General features: G+C 70.8%; 22 protein-coding genes. 17 read left to right on the forward strand and 5 right to left on the reverse strand.

Features of this window, described 5'->3' with window-relative positions:
- Positions 1-39: 39 nt before the first annotated feature.
- Positions 40-546: a hypothetical protein gene (locus Pdca_RS09955; RefSeq protein WP_085912499.1), complete on the reverse strand. Its 507-nt coding sequence runs from the start codon at positions 544-546 to the stop codon at positions 40-42.
- Between the two features lie 83 nt (positions 547-629).
- Between Pdca_RS09955 and Pdca_RS09960 the strand changes: the two genes are divergently transcribed.
- Positions 630-1,880, forward strand: a complete 1,251-nt coding sequence (locus Pdca_RS09960; RefSeq protein WP_085912534.1) for an MFS transporter — start codon at positions 630-632, stop codon at positions 1,878-1,880.
- Between the two features lie 38 nt (positions 1,881-1,918).
- On the opposite strand, the gene Pdca_RS35430 is transcribed toward Pdca_RS09960, so the two are convergent.
- On the reverse strand, positions 1,919-2,080 hold the full coding sequence (locus Pdca_RS35430; RefSeq protein ID WP_166665926.1) for a hypothetical protein: 162 nt from the start codon (positions 2,078-2,080) through the stop codon (positions 1,919-1,921).
- 80 nt (positions 2,081-2,160) lie between these two features.
- On the opposite strand from Pdca_RS35430, the gene Pdca_RS09965 reads away from it, so the two are divergent.
- The 3 genes from Pdca_RS09965 (at position 2,161) to Pdca_RS37770 (ending at position 4,783) form a co-directional block, all read left to right on the forward strand.
- Positions 2,161-2,349, forward strand: coding sequence for a DUF3046 domain-containing protein (locus tag Pdca_RS09965; protein WP_373865479.1), 189 nt, complete (start codon positions 2,161-2,163; stop codon positions 2,347-2,349).
- Positions 2,350-2,603: 254 nt separating this feature from the next.
- Positions 2,604-3,656, forward strand: a complete 1,053-nt coding sequence (recA, locus tag Pdca_RS09970; RefSeq protein WP_085912501.1) for a recombinase RecA — start codon at positions 2,604-2,606, stop codon at positions 3,654-3,656.
- Positions 3,657-3,658: 2 nt separating this feature from the next.
- Positions 3,659-4,783 (forward strand): regulatory protein RecX, encoded by a 1,125-nt coding sequence (locus tag Pdca_RS37770; protein ID WP_125911341.1) that lies wholly within the window; start codon positions 3,659-3,661, stop codon positions 4,781-4,783.
- A 599-nt stretch (positions 4,784-5,382) separates the two neighbouring features.
- Here Pdca_RS37770 and Pdca_RS09980 read toward each other — a convergent pair.
- Positions 5,383-6,342, reverse strand: coding sequence for a LysR family transcriptional regulator (locus tag Pdca_RS09980; RefSeq protein WP_085912535.1), 960 nt, complete (start codon positions 6,340-6,342; stop codon positions 5,383-5,385).
- An 87-nt stretch (positions 6,343-6,429) separates the two neighbouring features.
- On the opposite strand from Pdca_RS09980, the gene Pdca_RS09985 reads away from it, so the two are divergent.
- Genes Pdca_RS09985 through Pdca_RS09995 form a run of 3 tightly spaced genes read left to right on the forward strand, consistent with a single transcriptional unit; the run spans position 6,430 to position 9,903 of the window.
- The gene (locus tag Pdca_RS09985) at positions 6,430-7,140 is read left to right on the forward strand and encodes a succinate dehydrogenase cytochrome b subunit (RefSeq protein WP_085912536.1); all 711 of its coding nucleotides are present in this window, start codon (positions 6,430-6,432) and stop codon (positions 7,138-7,140) included.
- Positions 7,141-7,144: 4 nt separating this feature from the next.
- On the forward strand, positions 7,145-9,142 hold the full coding sequence (locus Pdca_RS09990; protein WP_085912503.1) for a fumarate reductase/succinate dehydrogenase flavoprotein subunit: 1,998 nt from the start codon (positions 7,145-7,147) through the stop codon (positions 9,140-9,142).
- Between the two features lie 11 nt (positions 9,143-9,153).
- Positions 9,154-9,903, forward strand: a complete 750-nt coding sequence (locus Pdca_RS09995; protein WP_085912504.1) for a succinate dehydrogenase/fumarate reductase iron-sulfur subunit — start codon at positions 9,154-9,156, stop codon at positions 9,901-9,903.
- Between the two features lie 119 nt (positions 9,904-10,022).
- On the opposite strand, the gene gdhA is transcribed toward Pdca_RS09995, so the two are convergent.
- Positions 10,023-11,360, reverse strand: coding sequence for an NADP-specific glutamate dehydrogenase (gene gdhA, locus Pdca_RS10000; RefSeq protein ID WP_085912505.1), 1,338 nt, complete (start codon positions 11,358-11,360; stop codon positions 10,023-10,025).
- Positions 11,361-11,648: 288 nt separating this feature from the next.
- Between gdhA and Pdca_RS10005 the strand changes: the two genes are divergently transcribed.
- From Pdca_RS10005 to Pdca_RS10035, 7 genes are all read left to right on the forward strand, one after another.
- The gene (locus tag Pdca_RS10005) at positions 11,649-12,461 is read left to right on the forward strand and encodes a hypothetical protein (RefSeq protein ID WP_085912506.1); all 813 of its coding nucleotides are present in this window, start codon (positions 11,649-11,651) and stop codon (positions 12,459-12,461) included.
- 8 nt (positions 12,462-12,469) lie between these two features.
- Positions 12,470-14,425, forward strand: coding sequence for a fumarate reductase/succinate dehydrogenase flavoprotein subunit (locus Pdca_RS10010; RefSeq protein WP_085912537.1), 1,956 nt, complete (start codon positions 12,470-12,472; stop codon positions 14,423-14,425).
- The gene (locus Pdca_RS10015; RefSeq protein WP_085912507.1) at positions 14,422-15,198 is read left to right on the forward strand and encodes a succinate dehydrogenase/fumarate reductase iron-sulfur subunit; all 777 of its coding nucleotides are present in this window, start codon (positions 14,422-14,424) and stop codon (positions 15,196-15,198) included. The genes Pdca_RS10010 and Pdca_RS10015 overlap by 4 nt, the downstream gene beginning before the upstream one ends.
- A 419-nt stretch (positions 15,199-15,617) precedes the next feature.
- Positions 15,618-16,634 (forward strand): LacI family DNA-binding transcriptional regulator, encoded by a 1,017-nt coding sequence (locus Pdca_RS10020; RefSeq protein WP_232021500.1) that lies wholly within the window; start codon positions 15,618-15,620, stop codon positions 16,632-16,634.
- A gap of 560 nt (positions 16,635-17,194) precedes the next feature.
- Complete coding sequence (locus tag Pdca_RS10025; RefSeq protein ID WP_125911342.1) at positions 17,195-18,658, forward strand: nicotinate phosphoribosyltransferase; 1,464 nt, start codon at positions 17,195-17,197, stop codon at positions 18,656-18,658.
- A 91-nt stretch (positions 18,659-18,749) separates the two neighbouring features.
- Positions 18,750-19,397, forward strand: a complete 648-nt coding sequence (locus Pdca_RS10030; protein WP_085915240.1) for an HAD family hydrolase — start codon at positions 18,750-18,752, stop codon at positions 19,395-19,397.
- 173 nt (positions 19,398-19,570) lie between these two features.
- Positions 19,571-20,164, forward strand: a complete 594-nt coding sequence (locus Pdca_RS10035) for an LOG family protein (RefSeq protein WP_373865551.1) — start codon at positions 19,571-19,573, stop codon at positions 20,162-20,164.
- 16 nt (positions 20,165-20,180) lie between these two features.
- On the opposite strand, the gene Pdca_RS10040 is transcribed toward Pdca_RS10035, so the two are convergent.
- Positions 20,181-20,417, reverse strand: a complete 237-nt coding sequence (locus Pdca_RS10040; RefSeq protein WP_085915241.1) for a hypothetical protein — start codon at positions 20,415-20,417, stop codon at positions 20,181-20,183.
- A 106-nt stretch (positions 20,418-20,523) separates the two neighbouring features.
- Between Pdca_RS10040 and Pdca_RS10045 the strand changes: the two genes are divergently transcribed.
- From Pdca_RS10045 to Pdca_RS10055, 3 genes are read left to right on the forward strand one after another with little or no spacing between them, the layout of a single operon-like run.
- Positions 20,524-21,204, forward strand: a complete 681-nt coding sequence (locus Pdca_RS10045) for an alpha/beta fold hydrolase (RefSeq protein WP_085915242.1) — start codon at positions 20,524-20,526, stop codon at positions 21,202-21,204.
- Between the two features lie 7 nt (positions 21,205-21,211).
- Positions 21,212-21,550, forward strand: coding sequence for a hypothetical protein (locus Pdca_RS10050; RefSeq protein WP_085915243.1), 339 nt, complete (start codon positions 21,212-21,214; stop codon positions 21,548-21,550).
- 17 nt (positions 21,551-21,567) lie between these two features.
- Positions 21,568-23,571 (forward strand): S9 family peptidase, encoded by a 2,004-nt coding sequence (locus tag Pdca_RS10055; RefSeq protein WP_232021501.1) that lies wholly within the window; start codon positions 21,568-21,570, stop codon positions 23,569-23,571.
- Positions 23,572-23,580 lie beyond the last annotated feature (9 nt).

Here is a 23,580-nt window from a genome sequence, read left to right on the forward strand (position 1 = left end):
ACCGACAGTTTCCCGTCGAACCCGCTCCGAGCAGCGGATTCAGCCGTTGCGGGCGTCGTCGGCGAGTGCCCTGGGCCAGATCCGGGCGTCGTCGGAGCCCTGGCCGGGATACGCGGCGGCCAGCCCGGCGACCGTCCAGACCATGGTCGGGAGGAAGTCCTCGCCGAGCGCCTCGACGTAGAGCGAGGTCTCCCGCGCGTTCGCGGGATCGACCAGCGGGGTGATCGTGTAGCGGGCGCGTGCGGCGAACCGGCGTCCGAGGTGCTCGGAGACCCAGCCCAGTGCGCGCTCGGCGCGCTCCTCGTCGTCGGCGAGGGCGGTGCGGGCCGCGTCGAACCAGTCGGCGAGCACCAGGAAGGCCAGTGACCAGCCCGGCGGGGTCGCCTCGTCGGGCAGCTCGTCGTCGACCGCTGTCAGCTGCCGGACGGCGAACCGGGCGGGTTCCGGGCCCGGCTCGGCGAGGGTCTCGCGGACGGCTCCCTCGAGGACGTCCGACACCAGCCGGTAGGCGTCCTCGATGCCGGTCTCGTCCTTGGTCCGCGCCATCGGTGCCGTCCTTCCCGTCGTTCCGGTCGGGCGCGGAGCCTATCGGGCTGGCGTCCGCCGTCGGCGCGGGGCAGCATCCCGGCGTGACCGCGACATCGTCCGTGCAGGATCCCGCGCAGCCCCGGCTGCTGGCCGTGCTCGCCATCGGTCAGGTGCTCGGCGGGACGGCGGTGGCGACGTCGATCGCGGTGAGCCCGCTGGTCGCCGCCCGGCTGACGGGCTCGCCGACGGTGGGCGGACTGGCGTCGACCGCGATCGTGCTGGGCGCCGCCGGTGCCGCCGCGCTGGTGGCGCGGATCGCGCAGCGGCACGGTCGTCGGCCCGCACTGACCTGGGGATACCTGATCGCGCTGGTGGGGGCGATCGGTGCGGTGATCGGGACGGCGGCCGGCGCGGCGCCGGTGCTGCTGGTGTCACTGGTGCTGATGGGATCCGGGACGGCGGTCGGACTGGCGGCCCGCTACGCCGCGACCGACCTGGCGGCGCCGGATCGGGCCGGGCGGGCGCTCGCCCTGGTCGTCTGGGCGACGACGGTCGGCGCGGTCGCCGGCCCGAACCTGCTCGGCCCGCTGCAGGACGTCGCCGCCGGGCTGGGCCTGGAACCGGCGGCCGGCCCGTACCTGCTGTGCGTGGCGGCGTTCGGCTGCGCCCTGCTCGTCAGCTGGATCGGTCTGCGCCCCGATCCGCTGGCCCGGGCGCGCGAGCTGGCAGGCACCCCGGCGCCGGGGGCCGGTCCCGGCCGGGCCGGGGCACCGGTGTGGACCGTGCTGCGCGGTTCCCGGCCGGCGCTGGTCGGGGCGGCCGGGATCGTGCTGGGGCACGCGGTGATGGTCGGGCTGATGTCGATGACGCCGGTGCACATGGATCACGGCGGTGCGGCACTGACCGTGGTCGGGTTCGTGATCAGCATGCACATCGCCGGGATGTACGCGTTGAGCCCGGTGTTCGGGTGGCTGGCCGACCGGCTCGGCGCCACGGTGGTGCTGGCCGGTGCGACGGTGACACTGGTCGCGGCGGCGGTGCTCTGCGCGTCGGCCGCGCCGACGGCGACCGGGATGCTGACCGCCGGCCTGGTGCTGCTCGGTCTGGGCTGGTCGGCAGCTCTGGTCGGCGGGTCCGCGCTGCTGACGTCCGCACTACCGGTCACCGACCGGCCGCGGGTGCAGGGCTCGGTCGACGTGGCGATGAACCTGGCCGGGGCGGCCGCCGGTGTGGCGGCCGGAGTGCTGGTGACGGTCGGGTCCTACGCGGTGCTCGGGATCGTCGCCGCGGTGCTGACCGTGCCGTACCTGCTGGTGGTGCTGCGCGCGACGCGGCGGCCGGTCGCGGGCTGAGCGACTCGGCTGCGATTCGGCTGCGGTCCGGCGGCGGATCAGCGCTTGCGCTGCTCGTTCCACCAGCGGAGCAGCAGGACCAGCGCGGAGAGCAGGGCCAGCAGCGACACGATCTGCCAGGCCAGCGGCGATCCGATGCCGGTCGTCGCGAGAACGTCGTCGGCGACGTCGACGGGCGCGGCGGCAAGCAGTCCGGACATAACTCGCATCGTACCGACGGACGGTCGATCACGGGCGGGAACCGCGACACGCGCTGCGGGCTACCCTCGGCGGTGTGCGGATGAGTCATTTCCGGGGACTGATGGACGACGAGTTCGGGGCGGTACGGGCCTCGTCACTGTCCCGAGACCACGTGTTCGCCGAGCTCGGCGGGCTGACCGTGGAACAGGCGATCGACTCGGGGATCGATCTGCGCCGGGTGTGGCGCGCGGTCTGCGAGGCCTACGAGGTGCCGGTCGCGCGTCGCTGAGCGCGCGGGCCGGATCGGCCGCGACGCCGGGTGACCGTTCGGCTCCCGGGGGCGCCCGGTCGGCGTGTCGCCGTGTCGGATCGAACGCGTGTTCGGCTAGCGTCCCGGACGGGAGACAGCGGCGGTTTCCCGGCGAGTTGTCCACAGGTGCCGATCCGGCCGCCGAAACTGTCGGGGGTACCCCATACCGTTGCGGTGTGCCTCCCCGAAAGACAACAGCAGGCCCCGATCGCACATCAGCGAGGAGTCAAGAGATGTCCACTCCGGACCGCGAGAAGGCGCTCGAACTCGCCCTCGCCCAGATCGAGAAGAACCACGGCAAGGGATCGGTGATGCGTCTGGGTGACCAGACGCGCGCGCCGGTCAGTGCCATCTCCACCGGCTCCATCGCGCTCGACGTGGCGCTCGGGGTCGGCGGGATCCCGCGCGGCCGCGTGATCGAGATCTACGGCCCGGAGTCCAGCGGTAAGACCACGGTCGCCCTGCACGCGGTGGCGAACGCGCAGGCCTCGGGCGGCGTGGCGGCGTTCATCGACGCCGAGCACGCGCTGGACCCGGAGTACGCCAAGGCGCTCGGGGTGAACACCGACGAGCTGCTCGTCTCCCAGCCCGACACCGGCGAGCAGGCGCTGGAGATCGCGGACATGCTGATCCGCTCCGGTGCGCTGGATCTCATCGTCATCGACTCGGTGGCCGCGCTCGTGCCGCGCGCCGAGATCGAGGGCGAGATGGGCGACAGCCACGTCGGTCTGCAGGCCAGGCTGATGAGCCAGGCGCTGCGGAAGATCACCGGTGCGCTGAGCAGCTCGGGCACCACGATGATCTTCATCAACCAGCTGCGCGAGAAGATCGGCGTGATGTTCGGGTCCCCGGAGACCACGACCGGCGGTAAGGCGCTGAAGTTCTACGCCTCCGTCCGGATGGACATCCGCCGGATCGAGACCCTGAAGGACGGCACCGACATGGTCGGCAGCCGGACCAGGGTCAAGGTCGTGAAGAACAAGGTGGCCCCGCCCTTCAAGCAGGCCGAGTTCGACGTGCTCTACGGCATCGGGATCAGCAAGGAGGGCTCGCTGATCGACGTGGGCGTCGAGCAGGGGATCATCCGCAAGTCCGGTGCCTGGTACACCTACGAGGGCGACCAGATGGGGCAGGGCAAGGAGAACGCCCGGAAGTTCCTCAAGGAGAACCCGGACGTCGCCGCCGAGGTCGAGAAGCGCATCAAGGAGAAGCTCGGCATCGGCGCGGTCCTCGACGCCGATCAGGAGACACCGGTCGAGGCCCTCCCGGCCCCGGTCGACTTCTGAGCGTGCCCGGCGAGCACGAGGCGTCTCCCGACGGCGGCCCGTCCGGCTCCGACGGAGCGGAGACCGGCCGGGCCCGCACCGTCTCGCTCGACGAGCTGTTCGGCGACGCGGCGGTCACGGACCGCACGGTCGACGCCTCGTCGGGAGACGACACCGGCCCGGCCGTGGCCGTGCGGCTCGTCGACCCGACCGCCGATCCGGCTGGCGACCTGACAGCCGATCCGGCTGCCGACCCGAACGGTGGTCGGGCCACCGATCCGACGGCCGGGCCGGCTGCCGACCCGATCGCCGATCCCGTCGGCCCCGGACCGGGCCGTCCGGCGGGTGCCGACGAGGCCGGGCGGGTCGTGTCGTTCGAGGAGCTGAGCGAAGACGGGGAAACCGGTGCAGCCGGTGTGGATGCGCCCCGGATCGCCACGTTCGACGACGAGCCCGGGCGCCGGTCGGGAACGCGCGGTGCCCGCCGCTCCCGCGCTGACGGTTCCGGTGGCGGCGGCTCCCGCTCCGACAGCTCGGGCGGCAGCGACTCACGGATCGACGGTTCCGGTGCCCGGCGTCGTCGCAACGGTGGATCGGGCGACGAGTCCGCATCCGGGGGAGTGGAGACCCCGGCCGAGCAGGAGGCCCGCGCCAAGGAGATCTGCCTCCGGCTGCTCACCGACCGGGCCCGCTCGGTCAAGGAGCTCGGTGATGCACTGCGCCGCAAGGAGATCGCCGACGAGGTCGCACATCGGGTGCTCGAGCGCTTCGACGAGGTCGGACTGGTCGACGACAAGGCGTTCGCCGACCAGTGGGTTCGTTCCCGGCACCGGCACCGCGGGCTGGGCAAGCGGGCGATCGCACTGGAGCTGCACCGCAAGGGGATCGACCGGGACGTCGCCGACGAGGCACTCACCGAGATCGACGACGACTCCGAGCGGGACCGCGCCCGCGAACTGGTCGTGCGCCGCCTGCGCAGCCTGCCCGTCGGCACCCGGGAGCAACGCCAGTCCACCGCGCGCAAGCTCGTCGGGATGCTCGCCCGCAAGGGATACGGCGGGGGCGTCGCGTACGGCGTCGTGAAGGAGGAGATCGCCGCCGCCGGTGCGGACGCCGACGAGCTCGGCGAGACCCCGCCCGACGACTGACCGGCGAGACCCCGCCCGACGACTGACCGGCGAGACCTCGTCCGACGACTGACCGGTGTAGCCCGGCCCGATGACCGACCCGGCGTGGCCGGGCCCGTTCCGAAGCCGGGCGGTGCGTGCGGGCGGAGGCGCGGCGCGGGGGCGCACGCTCGTGGCTGCCCGTCGGCTCGGCAGGGGGTCTGGTGCATCCGCTCACCAGATGAGCGGTTCTTGCATCAGGAGACCTCCGGCCCGGGACGATGTGGGCCTTCTGGCGTGGGCCCGCCGGGCGCGGGCCGCGCATCGCGGGCGCGTGGCGCGGGGCGCGTGGGCAGAGGCGTGGCGCACGGCCGGCCCACTCACCGCCGGAGGTGGCTGGCGGGCCGTGCCGTGCCAAGCCGCGCCGTGCCAAGCCGCGCTGTGCCAAGCCGTGCTGTGCCAAGCCGGGCCGGATCGGGCACGGAGAGGGGTGCACGCAGAAACCGCTCACCTGGTGAGCGGATGTTCGACAGGGGTACACCCTTGCTCGGCCGGCAACCACCCCTGCTCGGCCGGCGACCACCCGCCCGGCCGGTATCCACCCCTGCCCGGCCAGTCGCCGCCGGAGGGCCGGCCCGGCGTCACCCCAGCAGCTCCCGGCCGGTCCGGTGCCGGTGCAGGACCTGGACGTCGTTCGTCCCCGACCGCAGCGAGGCCGAGGTGTCGGACATGTGCTCCAGCAGGATGTCCGCGAAGGCCGTCACGGCCGGCGTCGGTGCGATGTCCGCGCGGCGGGCCAGCGCCACGGTCCGGTGCAGGGCCGGGGTCAGCACCGTCCTGCGTAGTCGCGGCCGCCCGATGAACACCAGATCCGGCACCACCGCCACCCCGGTGCCGGCCTCGACCATCCGCAGCACCGCGTCCATCTGGCCACCTTCCACCGCGATCCGCGGGGTCACCCCGGCCACCGCGTACGCCCGCAGGGTCACCTCCCTCAGGTCGTAGCCCTTCCGGACCATCACCAGATCGTGCTTGGCCAGCTCGGGGACCGAGATCGTCCGGCGGGGGGTCAGCGGACGCCGGGCGCGCGGGGATGCGACCGACAGCCGCTCGCGCAGCAGCGGGGCACTGTGCAGGGCCGGATCCACCCCGTCCGGAGGGACGATCACGAGTGCGATGTCGAGCTCGTTGCGGACCAGCGAGGTCTCCAGCGGCTGCGAACCGTCCTCGGCCAGCTCGACGTGGATCTCCGGGTGCCGCGCGTGGAACACCCGCAGCACGTCCGACAGCACTCCGATGCACAGCGACGGCGTCGCGCCGACCCGGACCCGGCCGCTGCGCAACCCCACCATCTCGGCGACCGTGGTGCGCACCATGTCGGAGTCGGCCAGTATCCGCCGGGCCAGTGGCAGCACCACCTCGCCGGCCGGCGTCAGCGTCACCGACGCCCCGCGGTTGATCAGCGAGGCGCCCAACTCCTGCTCCAGCGCCCGCAGCGACCTGCTGAGAGTGGGCTGCGCAACACCGACCTGGTCGGCCGCCCGAGTGAAGCTGCGCACGTCCGCCAGAGCGACGAAGTACATGAGCTGCTGAAGTGTCACGTGCATAGCCTACGGCTATGGCAGCAGGCCCTTTGATGCATTGGACGGCCACGGGTGTTGCTATGTCCACTGGTCGCTGTGGTCACGATGTCCGACAAGTCCCGGGCGGGCGGCGCAGCCGAGCCCCGGCGTCCGCGAACGCCCAGTGCGTTCCTGAAATTCGTGATGGCGGTGAGCGGGGTCTTCCTGCTGCTCTACGTCGTCCTGCACATGATCGGCAACCTGAAGATCTTCTTCGGTCCCGAGTCGATCGATGAGTACGCGGCCTGGCTCCGCACGCTGCTCGAGCCCGCACTGCCCTACGGCGGCATGCTGTGGATCGTCCGGGTGGTCCTGCTGGTCTCGGCGATCGCGCACATCTGGGCGGCCACCGTGCTGACCCTGCGCGCGCGGCGGGCGCGACCGATCAAGTACGCCGGCGGCTCGCACAAGGTGAAGGGCAGCTACGCGGCCCGCACCATGCGCTGGGGCGGCGTGATCATCGTGCTGTTCGTCATCTACCACATCCTCGACCTCACGGTGGGTGTCGCCAACCCGAACGGCGTGCACCTCGAGGCCTACAACAACATCAGCGCCGGGTTCGCCCCGGACCGCTGGTACATCACGCTGTTCTACATCGCCGCCGTCGTCGCGCTCGGGCTGCACGTCCGGCACGGCATCTTCTCCGGCATGCAGACGCTCGGATGGTCCAGCAACAGCCGGGAGCACACCATCAAGACGGTGGCCACGGCGTTCGCCGTCGTGCTCACCCTGGGGTTCATCTCGGTGCCCCTCGCCGTCACGTTCGGAGTGGTCTGAATCCATGCCTGACAACACTGACGCCCCCACCCACCACGAGAGCAACGACAGCGGATCGGGCCTCTACGCCGACTACACGGTCGGCGAGCCGGTCGTCGACAAGGCGGTCCCGTCCGGCCCGATCGAGACCCGCTGGGAGCGCCGCCGGTTCGGCGTGAAGCTCGTCAACCCGGCGAACAAGCGGTCCAAGAAGGTCATCGTCGTCGGGTCCGGCCTGGCCGGTGGCGCCGCATCCGCCACGCTCGGCGAGGCCGGGTACCAGGTCAAGACGTTCTGCTACCAGGACAGCCCGCGGCGCGCGCACTCGATCGCCGCGCAGGGTGGCATCAACGCGGCGAAGAACTACCGCAACGACGGCGACAGCGTGTACCGGCTGTTCTACGACACGGTCAAGGGCGGCGACTTCCGCGCCCGCGAGTCGAACGTGCACCGGCTCGCCGAGATCAGCCGCCAGATCATCGACCAGTGCGTTGCGCAGGGCGTCCCGTTCGCCCGTGACTACGGCGGCCTGCTCGACACCCGGTCGTTCGGTGGCGTGCAGGTCTCCCGCACCTTCTACGCCCGCGGACAGACCGGCCAGCAGCTGTTGATCGGCGCCTACCAGGCGCTCGAGCGCCAGGTGCAGGCCGGCACCGTCGAGATGTTCGCCCGGCACGAGATGCTGGAGCTGATCGTCGTCGAGGGCCGGGCGCGCGGAATCGTCGCCCGGGACATGGTCTCCGGCGAGATCCAGGTGCACACCGCGGACGCGGTGGTGCTCGCCTCCGGTGGCTACGGCAACGTCTTCTACCTGTCGACGAACGCCAAGGGCTGCAACGTGACCGCGTCCTGGCGGGCGCACCGCAAGGGCGCGCTGTTCGCGAACCCCTGCTTCACCCAGATCCACCCGACCTGCATCCCGGTCTCGGGTGACCACCAGTCGAAGCTGACCCTGATGTCGGAGTCGCTGCGCAACGACGGCCGGGTCTGGGTGCCGAAGCGGCTCGGCGACGACCGTGGCCCGAACGAGATCCCGGAAGCCGAGCGCGACTACTTCCTGGAGCGCAAGTACCCGGCGTTCGGGAACCTGGTGCCCCGCGACATCGCGTCCCGGGCCGCCAAGGAGGTCTGCGACGAGAAGCGCGGCGTCGGACCGGGCGGGCTCGGTGTCTACCTGGACTTCGCCGACGCCATCGCCCGGCTCGGTCGCAAGGCCGTCGAGGCCAAGTACGGCAACCTCTTCGAGATGTACGAGCGGATCACCGGGGAGAACCCGTACGAGGTCCCGATGCGGATCTACCCCGCCGTGCACTACACGATGGGCGGCCTCTGGGTCGACTACGACCTGCAGTCCACCGTCCCGGGGCTCTACATCGGCGGCGAGGCCAACTTCTCCGACCACGGCGCGAACCGGCTGGGCGCCTCGGCACTCATGCAGGGCCTGGCGGACGGCTACTTCGTGCTCCCGGTGACCATCGGCGACTACATCGCCAAGCACAACCTGGATCCGGTGCCGGACGACGCCCCCGAGGTCGTCGAGGCCGTGAAGTCGGTGACCGACCGGATCGACACGTTCCTGTCGATCAACGGCACCCGCACGGTCGACTCGTTCCACCGTGAGCTCGGCCAGATCATGTGGGACTACTGCGGCATGGAGCGGACCGAGGAGGGACTGCGCAAGGCGCTGGACCGGATCCCCGAGCTGCGCCGCGAGTTCTGGAACAACGTCAAGGTGCCCGGTACCGGCGCCGAGCTGAACCAGAGCCTGGAGAAGGCCGGCCGGGTGGCCGACTTCCTCGAGCTCGGTGAGCTCATGTGCCTGGACGCGCTGGTGCGTCGCGAGTCCTGCGGCGGCCACTTCCGTGGTGAGAGCCAGACCGACGACGGCGAGGCACAGCGCGACGACGAGAACTTCTCCTTCACCTCGGCCTGGGAGTACACCGGCCGTGGGCAGGCGCCGGTCCTGCGCAAGGAGGAGCTCGTCTTCGAGTACGTGCACCCGACCCAGCGCAGCTACAAGTAAGGCGAGCAGACGTGAAACTGACTCTGAAGGTCTGGCGGCAGCGCGACTCGGTCGACAAGGGCCGCCTCTCCACCTACGAGGTCGACGCCGACGAGGACATGTCGTTCCTCGAGATGCTCGACGTGCTCAACGAGCGGCTGATCCTGTCCGGCGACGAGCCGGTCGCGTTCGACCACGACTGCCGTGAGGGCATCTGCGGTGCCTGCAGCATGGTGATCGACGGCCAGCCGCACGGCCCGCAGCGGGCGACCACCACCTGCCAGCTGCACATGCGGCACTACAACGACGGCGACACCATCGTCGTCGAGCCGTTCCGGTCCGGCTCGTTCCCGGTGATCAAGGACCTGATCGTCGACCGCGGTGCCTTCGACAAGATCATCCAGGCCGGTGGGTACGTCTCGGTGAACACCGGTTCGGCACCCGAGGCGAACGCGAACGCGGTGCCCAAGGCGCACGCCGACCGCTCGTTCGCGGCGGCGAACTGCATCGGCTGCGGTGCCTGCGTTGCGGCGTGCCCGAACGGATCGGCGTCGCTGTTCCTGGGGGCCAAGCTGACCCACCTGGGGGAGCTGCCGCAGGGCCAGCCGGAGCGTTACGACCGGGTCGTCAACATGGTCGAGATGCACGAGGACGCCGGCTTCGGCGGCTGCACCAACACCGGTGCCTGCGCGGTGGCCTGCCCGAAGGAGATCCCGCTCGACGTGATCTCGCAGCTCAACCGGGACTACCTCGGCGCGACCGTGGGTGGCCGCAGGAAGTGAGACGCCCGCCCGGGCGCGGCACGAGTACCGCGCCCGGGCGCCGGTTCGCACCCGCCCCCGGTACGCCTGCACGCAGGCGCACCGGGGGCGTCGTCGTCGGGGGGCCGGAGCGGCCGTGCTCAGATCAGCCCGAGCGCCAGCATCGCCTCGGCGACCCGGGCGTAACCGGCGATGTTCGCACCGGCCACGTAGTCACCGGGACAGCCGTACTCGGCCGCGGTGTCGTGACAGCGGTCGTGCACATCGGTCATGATCTCGCGCAGCCGGTCCTCCGAGTACTCGAAGCTCCACGAGTCGCGCGAGGCGTTCTGCTGCATCTCCAGCGCGGATGCGGCGACCCCACCGGCGTTGGCGGCCTTGCCCGGCGCGAAGACCACGCCGGCCTCGCGCAGCACCCGCACCGCGTCCGGGGTGGTCGGCATGTTCGCGCCCTCGGCGACGAGCAGACAGCCGCCCTTGGCCAGTGCGCGGGCCCCGTCGGCGTCCAGCTCGTTCTGGGTGGCCGAGGGCAGCGCGACCTGGCAGGGAACGTCCCAGATCGACCGGGTCGACGAGAACTCGGCGTGCCCGATCCGATCGGTGTAGCCGCTGATCCGTTCCCGGCGGACCTCCTTGAGGTCCTTGAGCACCTCGAGATCGATGCCCTTGGGGTCGTGCACGACGCCGCCGGAGTCGGACACGGCCACCACCCGGCCGCCGAGCTGGTGCACCTTCTCCACGGCGTACACGGCGACGTTCCCGGAGCCGGAGACGACGACGTCCTTGCCCTCCAGGGAGTCCCCGCGCAGCTCCAGGGCCCGTTGCGCGAAGTAGGTGCAGCCGTAGCCGGTCGCCTCCCGGCGGACCTGGGCGCCGCCGAAGGACAGCGCCTTGCCGGTGAGCACGCCGGACTCGTAGCGGTTGGTGATCCGCTTGTACTGGCCGAACAGGAAGCCGAGCTCCCGGGCACCGACACCCATGTCACCGGCCGGGACGTCGGTGTACTCGCCGAGGTGGCGGTGCAGCTCGGTCATGAAGCTCTGGCAGAAGCGCATGACCTCGCGGTCCGACCGGCCGCGCGGATCGAAGTCCGAGCCACCCTTGGCGCCGCCGATCGGCAGCCCGGTCAGCGCGTTCTTGAAGATCTGCTCGAAGCCGAGGAACTTGACGGTCCCCAGCAGCACCGTCGGGTGGAAGCGCAGTCCGCCCTTGAACGGCCCGAGCGCGCTGTTGAACTCCACCCGGAACCCACGGTTGATGTGGATGTCACCGTCGTCGTCCTCCCACGGCACCCGGAAGATGATCTGTCGCTCGGGCTCGCAGATCCGCTCGACTATCCGCGCCTGGGCGTACTCCGGGTGCTTGTCCACCGCGGGGCCGATGCTCTCGAGCACCTCCCGGACGGCCTGGTGGAACTCGGACTCCCCGGGATTGCGGTCCAGTACCCGCTGGTGGATCGACTCCAGTGTGGCGTGCATCGGTTTAACCTGCGCTCCTCCCGAACCGCGTCCGCCGCGGCCCGCCCGCCATCAGAACATTGACGAGGATGTAACGCGGCGAAGACTCGGTCACAGTCGATGAGTGCCCCAGTACTGTGAGGCACGTCTCGATACGGGGGTCCATCACGAGGTCGACGTAGATCACATGTGAGCTGCGTCGTACTCTCTGGCCAGTCACGCTCCTCGTGTGACGACGACAGAGGACACGGCGCCGTGTCCGGGACCCGTTCGGGCCGCGGTGCCGCGAGACGACAGGAGTCCCCGCGCGTGTCATCCACCACTGACACCAGCGGCAGCCCCGGTGCAGGCCGGGCCACGATCGCCGCGCGCACGTTGCGCACCGACCGTTGGTGGCTGCCACCGCTCGCGACGTTCGTCGCCTTCGTGGCGTGGGTCGCCTACGCGACCGTACGGGCGTTCATGCAGCAGTACTACTACGTCGAGGAGTACGGCTACCTGACGCCGTTCTACTCGCCGTGTGTCTCGGTGGGCTGCATCCCGGAGGCGTCGCACTTCGGGCAGTTCACGCCGGACGTCTGGTGGCTGCCCTACGCGGCGGTCTCGCTGCCGTTCCTGCTGTTGTTCCGGCTGACCTGCTACTACTACCGCAAGGCGTACTACCGGGCGTTCTGGCTGTCCCCGCCGGCCTGCGCGGTCGCCGAGCCGCACAAGCGCTACACCGGAGAGACCCGGTTCCCGCTGCTGCTGCAGAACGCGCACCGCTACTTCTTCTACATCGCCGGCCTGATCACCCTGATCAACGCCTACGACGCCGTAGCGGCGTTCAGCAAGCCCGGTGGTGGTTTCGGGCTGGGGCTGGGCAACATCATCCTGGTCGCGAACGTCGTCCTGCTGTTCGGCTACACGCTGTCCTGCCACTCCTGCCGCAGCGTGGTCGGTGGCCGGTTGAACCACTTCTCGAAGCACCCGGTCCGCTACAAGTTGTGGGGCTGGGTCTCGAAGCTCAACACCCGGCACATGGCCTACGCCTGGGCGACCCTGGCCAGCCTCGCGCTGACCGACTTCTACGTCATGGCCGTCTCCGCCGGCTGGATCACCGACCTGCGGATCGTGGGGTGAACTCGAACATGACCGACGAGCAGATCGAACGTCACGAGTACGACGTCGTGGTGATCGGGGCCGGCGGCGCCGGCCTGCGTGCCGCGATCGAGGCCCGGCTGCAGGGCAAGCGCACCGCGATCATCTCCAAGTCGCTGTTCGGCAAGGCGCACACCGTGATGGCCGAGGGCGGCTGCGCGGCGTCGATGGGCAACGCCAACCCGAACGACAACTGGTCGGTGCACTTCCGGGACACGATGCGCGGCGGCAAGTTCCTGAACAACTGGCGGATGGCCGAGCTGCACGCCACCGAGGCCCCGGACCGGGTCTGGGAGCTGGAGACCTACGGCGCGCTGTTCGACCGCACCGAGGACGGGAAGATCAGCCAGCGCAACTTCGGCGGGCACACCTACCCGCGGCTCGCGCACGTCGGTGACCGCACCGGCCTGGAGCTGATCCGCACCCTGCAGCAGAAGGTCGTCTCGCTGCAGCAGGAGGACTTCGCCGAGACCGGCGACTACGAGTCCCGGATCCGGGTCTTCCACGAGTGCACGATCACCGAGCTGTTCACCACCAGCCCGGGCCCGGGTGTCCCGGACGGTCGACCGGCGATCGCCGGCTGCTTCGGTTACTTCCGCAACGACGGCCGGTTCGTCCGGTTCGACGCACCGGCGATCGTGCTGGCAACCGGTGGGGTCGGGAAGAGCTACTCGGTCACCTCGAACTCCTGGGAGTACACCGGCGACGGGCACGCGCTGGCCCTGCGCGCCGGCGCGACGCTGATCAACATGGAGTTCCTGCAGTTCCACCCGACGGGCATGGTGTGGCCGCCGTCGGTGCGTGGCCTGCTGGTCACCGAGTCGGTCCGCGGTGACGGCGGGGTGCTGCGCAACACCGACGGCAAGCGGTTCATGTTCGAGTACGTGCCGGACGTGTTCAAGGAGCAGTACGCCACCTCCGAGGAGGAGGGCGACCGCTGGTACACCGATCCGGACAACAACCGGCGCCCACCGGAGCTGCTGCCCCGCGACGAGGTGGCCCGGGCGATCAACTCCGAGGTCAAGGCCGGGCGCGGGACCGAGCACGGTGGGGTGTTCCTCGACGTGTCGACCCGGCTCAAGCCCGAGGAGATCCTCAAGCGGCTGCCGTCGATGCATCACCAGTTCAAGGAGCTGGCCGACGTCGACATCACCTCCGAGCCGATGGAGGTCGGCCCGACCTGTCACTACGTGATGGGCGGCGTCGAGGTCGAGCCGGACACCGCGATGTCGAAGGTTCCCGGCCTGTTCGCCGCGGGCGAGGTCGCGGGCGGCATGCACGGTTCGAACCGGCTCGGCGGCAACTCGCTGTCGGACCTGCTGGTGTTCGGCCGTCGCGCCGGACTGCACGCCGCGCAGCACGCCGACGCGGGCCGGCCCGCCGTGGCCGAGGCCGACGTCGCCGCCGCGCTGGAGCGGGCGATGCTGCCGTTCTCCAGCGCCGCCGAGGGCGGGGAGAACCCGTTCGTCGTGCAGCAGGAGCTGCAGAAGACGATGCACGAGCTCGTCGGGATCATCCGCAAGGGCGAGGAGATGGAGCTCGCCCTGAAGAAGCTCGAGGACATCGCCACCCGCACCCGCACCGTCTCGGTGGAGGGACACCGGCGGTTCAACCCGGGCTGGCACCTGGCCCTGGACCTGCGCAACATGCTGCTCGTCGCGCTGTGCACCGGGAAGGCGGCGCTGGAGCGCCAGGAGTCCCGCGGCGGGCACACCCGCGACGACTTCCCGGTGATGGACTCGGACTGGCGGCACCTGCTGCTGGTCTGCAGTGCGCTGGGGGAGGACGGGATCGAGCTCACCCGCCAGGAGCAGATCCCGATGCGGCCGGACCTGTTCGACCTGTTCGAGCTCGACGAGCTGAAGAAGTACTACACCGGTGACGAGCTGGGCGGCCACCGCGCCGGCGCCGGCGCCGGCTCCGGTTCCGGGGAGGGCCAGGCATGACCAGCACGGAGAAGGGCACCCACCTCCAGCACTTCCGCGTCTGGCGTGGCGACGACACCAAGGGCGAGCTCGTCGACTACCCGGTCGAGGTGAACGAGGGCGAGGTCGTCCTCGACATCATCCACCGGCTGCAGGCCACCGAGGCGAACGATCTCGCCGTGCGCTGGAACTGCAAGGCCGGCAAGTGCGGATCCTGCTCGGCGGAGATCAACGGCCGGCCCCGGCTGCTCTGCATGACCCGGATGAACACCTTCGCCGTGGACGAGGTCGTGACGGTCACGCCGCTGCGGACCTTCCCGGTGATCCGGGACCTGGTGACCGACGTGTCGTTCAACTACACGAAGGCCCGGGAGATCCCCTCGTTCACCCCGCCGGAGGGGCTGGAGCCGGGGGAGTACCGGATGCAGCAGATCGACGTCGAGCGGAGCCAGGAGTTCCGCAAGTGCATCGAGTGCTACCTGTGCCAGAACACCTGCCACGTGGTCCGCGACCACGAGGAGAACAAGGAGGCGTTCGCCGGTCCGCGCTACCTGATGCGGGTGGCCGAGCTGGACATGCACCCGCTCGACGCGCACGGCAACCGGGCCGCCGAGGCGCAGGAGGAGCACGGTCTGGGCTTCTGCAACATCACCAAGTGCTGCACCGAGGTCTGCCCCGAGCACATCAAGATCACCGACAACGCGTTGATCCCGATGAAGGAACGGGCGGTCGACCGCAAGTACGATCCGCTCGTCTGGCTGGGGGACAAGATCTTCCGCCGCAAGGACTCCTGACCCGGTCCGGCGGGTGACCGATCGGCATCCGATCCGCGGCCCCCGGACGTCCTCGTCCGGGGGCCGCGGTGTGCAGCCGGACCACCTGCCCCACCGGTGGGCCGGACCCGCCTCGTCGGGTAGGGCGCGGCGGGCCGCTGGACCGTGACGGAGGCGGATCGAACCCCACCCGGCCGGGGGCCGCTGCTCGGCTACAATCGCGTGATCGCCGAACCGGACGCGACGACAGGTCGCCTCCGTCGGCGAGAATCCGCTCCTGGTCGTCGATCCGGCCGGTTCGGGCCGTTCCGTCGCCTTCACCTCGGACCCGGCACCGCACCGGGCACCCCCCGAGCTCGTGGGGTGGGCGCACGACCGGGATCCGTGGGCCGTCGGTGCTCGGCTGGGCGGCCGGAGCTCGTACACAGGAGGTCCAGGTCGTGTCGCGCCGCCGCCCCACGATGAAGGACGTCGCCGAACACGCGAACGTCTCGGTCAGCACGGTGAGCTACGTGCTCAACGACAGCGGGCCGGTCGCGCAGGAGCGCCGCAACCGGGTGCTGGACGCGATCCGGCTGCTGGACTACTCGCCCAACCAGTCGGCCCGCAGTCTCAAGCGTCGCTCCGCCTCCACCGTGGCGATGGTCGTGCCCGACCTGACCAACCAGTTCTTCGCCCTGGTCACCGAGGGGGTACAGCGGGCCGCGTCGTCGCTCGACGTGCTGGTCGTGCTGATCGTCCCGGATGGGACCGAGGCGGCCGAGGAGAAGCAGGCGAAGCTGCTGCGCAGCCAGCGTGTCGACGGGGTGATCTACCTGTCGGGCACCGGATCGATGCCCGCGTCGATCTACGATCTGGCCCGCTCCGGCCCGGTCGTGCTGGTCGACGAGCAGATCCCCGGCCGCGACCTGCCCGCGGTCATCTGCGACTCCCGGCGCGGTGCGCGTGAGGTCGCGACGTACGTCCTGGATCAGGGGCACCGGCGGCTCGCCGTGGTCGGCGGCCCACCCGCGCTGTGGACGGCGCAGCAGCGTCTCGCCGGCTACCGGGAGGCCTTCGCCTGGGCCGGGATCGACCCGGACTCCGTCCCGGTGTATCCCGGTGACTACCGGGAGGAGTCGGGCGCCGCGGCGGCGGACACATTGCTCGCGCTGCCCGAGGCCGAGCGGCCGACGGCGCTGCTGTGCGCGAACGACCTGATGGCCATCGGGGCGATCGAGCGGCTCACCGGGCACGGTCTGTCGGTTCCGCGCGACATCAGCGTGGCCGGGTTCGACGACCTCCCGGTCTCGCGGATGCTCACGCCGAAGCTGACCAGCGTGCGCCAGCCGGCACACGAGATGGGCTACCGCGCGGCGATGGCGCTGTTCCGGCTGATCGACGGCGAGAGCGAGACCGTCGACGAGCAGCTCCCGGTCACGATCCAGATCCGCGAGAGCGTGCGACCTCCGAGGTGAGGCCGCGCCGGCCGAGGTCGCGGCGTGCGGGACGGATGTCGCGACGGCGCCGGCCGATGGCATCTGCGGCGGCACGTCGACCGGCGGCCGGCCACACCCGCGGGTCCGGGAAGCACCTCGCCCGCTGGAGAGCTCAGCAGAACTAGAAACGTTCATGGTTCAGGAGTTGTTGGGACTCGTGCACGGCCCACTCCGGCGCGGGTCGGTACGTGCGACCAGGCTCGGGCGGCTGTGGCCGCGGCCTCTTCACCAGTGCTTACGACATGCGAGGCGCCCCGGGGTGCCCGACTTCGGTTGGCCTGACCTGTCATCTCGGACGGCTCGGGCTCGTCAGATGGGTTGACGGTCACACTAGAATCGTTACAGTCGTGTGTAATCTGCCCTCGTCATCTGGTGGCCGCTCAGGTGCATGGGCGAGGCTGCAGTCCCGCGCGGGTCAGCGGTTCTCCCGCGCGAACGACGGCGCTCGGCAGGGCGCTCGGCACGACAGGCGGTCGCATTCGAGTCATCGGCGCGGCTGGTCGGTAGAAACGACTCTCATAGAAGGTGAGACGGACCCGATGGGCTACCTGGACAACCTGATCATCAACACCGACAACTACAAGCACTGTCACTATCCGCTCTATCCGCCGGGTACGGAGTACGTGTCGAGTTACATCGAGTCGCGTGGTGGGGCGTGGCCGGTGACGCAGTTCGTGGGTCTGCAGGCGTATCTGCGGGAGTGTCTGATGCGGCCGGTCACGCTCGAGGACATCGATGAGGCCGAGTTCGTGGTGCGTGAGCAGGGGATGCATTTCAACCGGGAGAACTGGTTGGGGATCCTGAATGATCATGGCGGGTATCTGCCGGTGGAGATCGAGGCGGTCCCGGAGGGTATCGTGCTGCCGGCTCGTAATGTGTTGGTTCAGTTGATCAACACGGATCCGAAGTATTTCTGGGCGACGAGTTTCTTCGAGACGGCGTTGTTGCGTGCGGTGTGGTATCCGACGACGATCGGTACGGTGAGTTGGTTGTCGAAGATGGTGATCAAGGAGGCGTTGGCGCGTACTTCGGACAATCCGCAGTTGCTTCGTAATATTCTGCATGATTACGGTGCTCGTGGGGTGAGTTCGCAGCAGTCGGCGGCGTTGGGTGGGTTGGCGCATCTGGTGAATTTCGATCAGAGTGACACGGTTCCCGGGATCCTGGCGGCGAAGCGGTTCTACAACGCCGGCAAGGTCTCGAACTCCGGTCCGAACTCCGAGCACGCCGGGTTCTGCGCATGGGGGCGGGAGCACGAGGCCGACGCCCTGCGCAACATGCTGCAGGTGTTCGCCCCGGAGGGCTGCGCGCTGCTGCTGACCGACACCTACGACCACGAGCACTGTGTCAAGAAGATCATCGGCGTGGAGCTGAGGGAGGAGGTCCGCAACTTCCCCGGTCTGGTCGGTGTGCGGCCCGATTCCGGAGACATCGTGCAGGTCACCGCGGACACCACCGAGTGGCTGATGGAGTCGTTCGGTTACGAGACGAACAGCAAGGGGTTCAAGATCCTCCCGCCGTTCGTCCGGGTGGTGCAGGGTGACGGTGTGAACTTCCACAGTCTTCCGCAGGTCTACATGGAGCTGGAGCGTCGTGGTCTGGCTGCGGACAATGCGGTGTTCGGGATGGGTGGTGGTCTGTTGCAGCACTGGAATCGGGACACGATGAACTTCGGTCAGAAGGCTTCTGCGGTGCGGGTGAACGGTGAGTGGCGTGACATCGCCAAGTCGCCGACCGGTGCCGGGTTCAAGGCCTCCAAGGCCGGTCGGCTGGCCCTCAAGTATGAGAACGGTACTTACACCACGGTTCCGAAGGGTTCGATCCCGGAGTCGGAGAACGTGCTGCAGCCGGTGTTCCGTGACGGCAAGCTGCTCAAGAAGTGGGACTTCACCGAGGTGATCGCGAACGCCGAGCGGGACGTGCCGGAGGAGTACTACATCGGACACGTCGGCCTGATGCGGACGGTGTCGGACGAGACGGCCGTGACCGCCGCCATCGCCTGACCCGGCCGGTACCGGAGCGCGGCGGGCCCCGTCGCGCTCCGGTGCGGTCACGCACGGACCGGCGCACAGAACGACCTGGAGAGCAACAGCGATGAAGCGGCTGCACGTGTTCGACATGGACGGGACCCTGCTGCGTGGTGCGGCATCGGTGGAGCTGTCCCGCCACCTCGGCCGGTTCGAGGCGGCCGACCGCATCGAGCAGGAATGGGGCCGCGGCGAGATCGGATCGGTGACCTTCTGGGAGCGGATGCTGCCCTTGTGGCGCGACGTCTCAGAGGACCGGATCGACGCGGCGTTCCGGTCCTCGGCCTGGCTGGACGGCGTGCCCGAGGTGTTCGCCGACATCCGCGGCCGTGGTGAGATGGTCGCCGTCATCTCCCAGTCCCCGCACTTCTTCGTCCGACGGCTGACCGGCTGGGGAGCACACCGGACCTATGGGTCGGCCGTCGAACCCGGCGCAGCGGTCGCCGAGGACGGGCTGCTGACCCTGCAGCACAAGGTCGACATCACCACCGGCCTGCTCGACGAGCTCGGACTCCAGGAGCGCGACTGCGTCGCCTACGGAGACTCCACCTCGGACCTGCTGCTGTTCGACCGGCTCCCGAACACCGTCGGCGTGAACTGCAACGACGAGGTGCGGGCCAGGGCGTCGGTCTGCTTCACCGGAGACGACCTGCGCGGCGCCTATGCGCTGGGCAGGCAGCTGCTGGAGCGGGCCGCGACCGGGTCCGGCCCGTGATCTCGCCGGGCGTCGACGGCACCGACACGATCCCGCTGTACCCCGCCGAACCCCGAGGCGCCGCCCGGCACCCCCGCTCGCCGGCTCCGCCCGCCGGATCCGCACCGACAGCTCGGGCGGCGAGCTCCCCGGCGACGACCACCCGTTCCGAACGCCCTCCTGGAGGCGGACCGATGACCTCGATCAGCACACTCTGCGTCTTCTGCGGTTCCAATCCCGGACGAGTTCCGGAATACGTCGCGGCCGCCCGCCGGCTCGGCGCGCTGCTCGCCGACGCGGGCATCGGGCTGGTCTACGGCGGCGCGAGCGTCGGGACGATGGGTGAGCTCGCCGACGCGGCGCTGGAGCGTGGCGGCCGGGTGGTCGGGGTGATCCCGGAGCATCAGCTGGCCGGCGAGATCGCGCACGACGGGCTGACCGAGCTGCACGTCGTCGGATCGATGCACGAGCGGAAGGCGATGATGGCCGAGCTGTCCGACGGGTTCGTCACGTTGCCCGGCGGGATCGGCACACTCGAGGAGTTCGCCGAGGCACTGACCTGGTCGCAGCTGGGTCTGCACGCCAAACCGGTCGGGCTGCTCGACACCGCCGGCTACTACCGGGACCTGCTGGCCTTCTTCGACCATGCCGTCGCCGAGGGGTTCCTGCGGGCCGCGGACCGCGCGCTCGTCCGCTCCGGGCCCGATCCGGAGACCCTGCTCGCCGAGCTGCGGGCTGCGAGCGCCCCGACGGACCGGCGCTGGCAACCGGTCGGCGACGACGGCTGAGCCGCTCGCCCCGGTCTCAGCCGCCCATCGAGCGGCGGATCTCCGCCAGCCGGTCGGCGGCCTTGCGCTCCCGGTCGGCGAACGCGTCCTGGGCCTCCTGCGCCTTCCCGTCGTCGCCGGCGAGCTCCTCCGCGGCGGCCGCCGTCGCGGCCCGGCCCTCGATCCGGTCGCGGACGAACTCGAAGGTGGGCACACCGTCGTCGGTGTAGTCGGTCCGGTGCTGGGTGACGGGCTGCTGATCGGGATCGGTCATCGCGACTCCTCGGTGACGGAGGTCCGACGGTACCGGGCAGACTGCCGGGCGGCAGCCGCGACGAGAGCCACCGATGAGTTGTGCTGCCCCGGCCGGTCGGAGGACCATGACGACGTTCGCGCTGGTCCCCGGTGCCGGGACCGACAGCTGGTACTGGGGTCCACTGGCCCGCGCGCTCACCGCGCGCGGACACCGGGCGCTGCCCGTCGAGCTGCCCTGTGACGACGACGGCGCCCACCTGGAGGACTACGCCGACGCCGTGGTCACCGCGGTGCGGGCCGACGGCCCCGACCCGGACGACCTGGTCGTCGTCGGGCACTCGTTCGGCGGGTTCACCGCGCCGCTGGTGTGCGACCGGATCGAGGTCCGCGAGCTGGTGCTGGTCACCGCGATGGTGCCGGCGCCGGGGGAGTCCGGATCGGACTGGTGGGCGGCGACCGGGCACCGCGCCGCGTTCGCCGACCAGCTCGCCCGCGACGGCCGCGATCCCGACGACGTCGTGGCGCTCTACTACCACGACGTCCCGGAGGAGATCGCGAACGAGGCGCTGCAGCACGAGCGGGACCAGTCCGGCACCGCGTTCGAGCAGCCCTGGCCGCGCGAGGGCTGGCCGTCGGTGCGCACCCGGTTCCTGCTGTGCCGGGAGGACAAGCTGTTCCCGCCGGCGTTCGTGCGGACCGTGCTGGCCCGCCGGCTGCGCGGCGTCGTCCCCGAGATGATCACCGGATCGCACCATCCGATGCTGTCGCACCCCGTCGCGCTGGCCGGTGTGCTCACGGCGGGATGATGCCCGGATGGCGCGCACGCGGATCCGGGAGCTGGTGCTCGTGCACGACGCGACCTGCGCGCCCTGCTCCCGGATCGCCCGCGAGCTGCCCGGCTGCGTGACCGTGCGGGTGCGGGCCCGGTCCTGCCGGGAGCCGCGGCTCGCCGAGATCTACCCGAACCTGCCGGCCGCGGTCGCCGCCTGCCGGGCACCGGCGGTCGGCGTGCTCCGCACCGACGGACAGGTCCGCTGGTGGGTCGGCATGCGCGGGGTGCTCGGCCTCGCCCCGGTGCTGCGCCCCGGAGCGCTGCCGCTCGCGGTGCGGCTGCTGCGCGAGGCGGCCACCGCCCGCCGCGCGGCCGGGTGACGACTAGCGTGGTCGGCGTGACGATCTCGGGGTACGGGTCGTGGCCGACACCGGTCACGTCCGAGCTGGTGGTGACGGCCGCGGTGCGGCTCGGCGATGTCCGGCCGGACGGCGCGCCGGGTACCGAGGGCACCGGGGTGGTGTGGGCCGAGGGCCGGGCCGCCGAGGGCGGCCGGGTGCAGCTGGTGCGCCGCGCCGACGACGGCACCCGCACGGACCTGCTGCCCGCCGGGGCCAACGCGCGCACCGCCGTGCACGAGTACGGCGGCGGGGCGTGGTGGCTGCACGGCGGCAGCCCCGGCACCGTCTTCTACGTCGAGTGGGCCGATCAGCGGTTGTACCGCCGCGACGACGGCGCCGATCCGGTGCCGCTGACCCCGGAGCCGGCGGTGCCGCGCGGCGACCGCTACGCCGACGGAGACGTCGCCCCGGACGGCTCCTGGCTGGTCGCGGTCCGCGAGCACCACCCCTCGGCGGGCTGCCCGGCGACCGAGGTCGTCAACGAGATCGTCCGGCTCGACGCGCACGCACCGTCGGAGCCCCGGGTGCTGGTCACCGGCCCGGATTTCGTCGCGGCGCCCCGGATCTCACCGGACGCGACCACCCTGGCCTGGCTGTCCTGGAACCACCCCTCGATGCCCTGGGACGACGTCGAGCTGACCGTCCGCGAGCTCGCCACCGGCACCGACACGGTCGTCGCGGGCGGGCCGGGGGAGTCGGTCACCGAACCGCAGTGGCAGCCCGACGGCTCCCTGACCTTCCTGTCCGACCGCACCGGCTGGTGGAACCTCTACCGCTGGCTGCCCGGCCACGACATCGAGTCGCTGATCCGGATCGACGCCGAGATCGGCGTCCCCGGCTGGGCGCTCGGCGGGTCGCGCTACACCTTCCTCGACGACGGCCGGATCGTCTTCGCGCGCTCGTCGAACGGGTTCGATGCGCTCGTGGTGCGCGAGACGAGCGGGACGATCACCGAGCTGGAGACCCCGTTCTCGGTGATCGGTTCGGTGCGCGCGGACGGGCCGCACGCCGTCGTGTGCGTCGCCGGGAGCCCGACGGCGGAGCCCGGGGTGCACCGGGTCGTCCCGGCACCCGCGGCGGCAGGCGAGCCCGGCGCGGTCGGGACGCAGGTCCTGCGCCCGCCGCGCGATCTCGGCCTGCACCCGGAGACGATCTCGGTGCCCGAGTCGATCCGATTCCGCTCGACCGACCGGGCGGGGGATCCGCGCACCGGTTACGGGCTCTACTACCCGCCGCTCGGCGCGCACGACGCACCCGAGGGGGAGCTGCCCCCGCTGCTGGTGGTGATCCACGGCGGCCCGACCGGCTCGGCGGTGCCGGTGCTCAACGTCGGCGTCCAGTACTGGACGAGCCGCGGGTTCGGGGTCGTCGACGTCGACTACGGCGGCTCCACCGGTTACGGCCGCGCCTACCGGGAGGAGCTCAAGGGTGCCTGGGGGATCGTCGACGTCGCCGACTGCCTGGCCGCGGCCCGCGCACTCGCCGACACGGGGCGGGTCGATCCGGCCCGGCTCGCGATCCGCGGCGGCTCGGCGGGCGGCTTCACCACGCTCGCCGCGCTGGCCCGTGACGACACCCCGTTCTCCGCAGGGGCCGATCACTTCGGCGTCGCCGACCTGGAGGCGCTCGCCCAGGAGACGCACAAGTTCGAGTCCCGCTACCTCGACGGCCTGGTCGGGCCCTACCCGCAGGCCCGCGACGTCTACACCGAGCGTTCGCCGCTCACCCACGTCGGGAAGTTCTCCACCCCGCTGATCGTGCTGCAGGGCGACGAGGACGCGATCGTCCCGCCCAACCAGTCCGAGATGATCGTCGAGGCGCTGCGTTCCCGCGGGGTCCCGGTGGCCTACCTGCTGTTCTCCGGTGAGCAGCACGGGTTCCGGAAGGCGGAGAACATCCGCCGGGCGCTCGACGCGGAGCTGGCGTTCTACGCACGGATCTTCGGATTCGAGCTGCCGGCGGCGGAGGGCATCGAGCCGGTCGAGATCGCGAACCTCTGACCTGGAGCG

This window comes from Pseudonocardia autotrophica (genome assembly GCF_003945385.1).
GTDB classification, from domain to species: Bacteria; Actinomycetota; Actinomycetes; order Mycobacteriales; family Pseudonocardiaceae; genus Pseudonocardia; species Pseudonocardia autotrophica.

Coding starts and splice junctions, on each gene's coding strand:
- Pdca_RS10040 (WP_085915241.1), bottom strand. CDS start 20,417: ATGACCGATCCCGATCAGCAGCCCGTCACCCAGCACCGGACCGACTAC.
- Pdca_RS10025 (WP_125911342.1), top strand. CDS start 17,195: ATGGGCTACCTGGACAACCTGATCATCAACACCGACAACTACAAGCAC.
- Pdca_RS10045 (WP_085915242.1), top strand. CDS start 20,524: ATGACGACGTTCGCGCTGGTCCCCGGTGCCGGGACCGACAGCTGGTAC.
- Pdca_RS09965 (WP_373865479.1), top strand. CDS start 2,161: ATGAGTCATTTCCGGGGACTGATGGACGACGAGTTCGGGGCGGTACGG.
- Pdca_RS09985 (WP_085912536.1), top strand. CDS start 6,430: ATGTCCGACAAGTCCCGGGCGGGCGGCGCAGCCGAGCCCCGGCGTCCG.
- Pdca_RS09990 (WP_085912503.1), top strand. CDS start 7,145: ATGCCTGACAACACTGACGCCCCCACCCACCACGAGAGCAACGACAGC.
- Pdca_RS10015 (WP_085912507.1), top strand. CDS start 14,422: ATGACCAGCACGGAGAAGGGCACCCACCTCCAGCACTTCCGCGTCTGG.
- Pdca_RS10050 (WP_085915243.1), top strand. CDS start 21,212: ATGGCGCGCACGCGGATCCGGGAGCTGGTGCTCGTGCACGACGCGACC.
- recA (WP_085912501.1), top strand. CDS start 2,604: ATGTCCACTCCGGACCGCGAGAAGGCGCTCGAACTCGCCCTCGCCCAG.
- Pdca_RS35430 (WP_166665926.1), bottom strand. CDS start 2,080: ATGTCCGGACTGCTTGCCGCCGCGCCCGTCGACGTCGCCGACGACGTT.
- gdhA (WP_085912505.1), bottom strand. CDS start 11,360: ATGCACGCCACACTGGAGTCGATCCACCAGCGGGTACTGGACCGCAAT.
- Pdca_RS10010 (WP_085912537.1), top strand. CDS start 12,470: ATGACCGACGAGCAGATCGAACGTCACGAGTACGACGTCGTGGTGATC.
- Pdca_RS10035 (WP_373865551.1), top strand. CDS start 19,571: ATGACCTCGATCAGCACACTCTGCGTCTTCTGCGGTTCCAATCCCGGA.
- Pdca_RS09955 (WP_085912499.1), bottom strand. CDS start 546: ATGGCGCGGACCAAGGACGAGACCGGCATCGAGGACGCCTACCGGCTG.
- Pdca_RS10030 (WP_085915240.1), top strand. CDS start 18,750: ATGAAGCGGCTGCACGTGTTCGACATGGACGGGACCCTGCTGCGTGGT.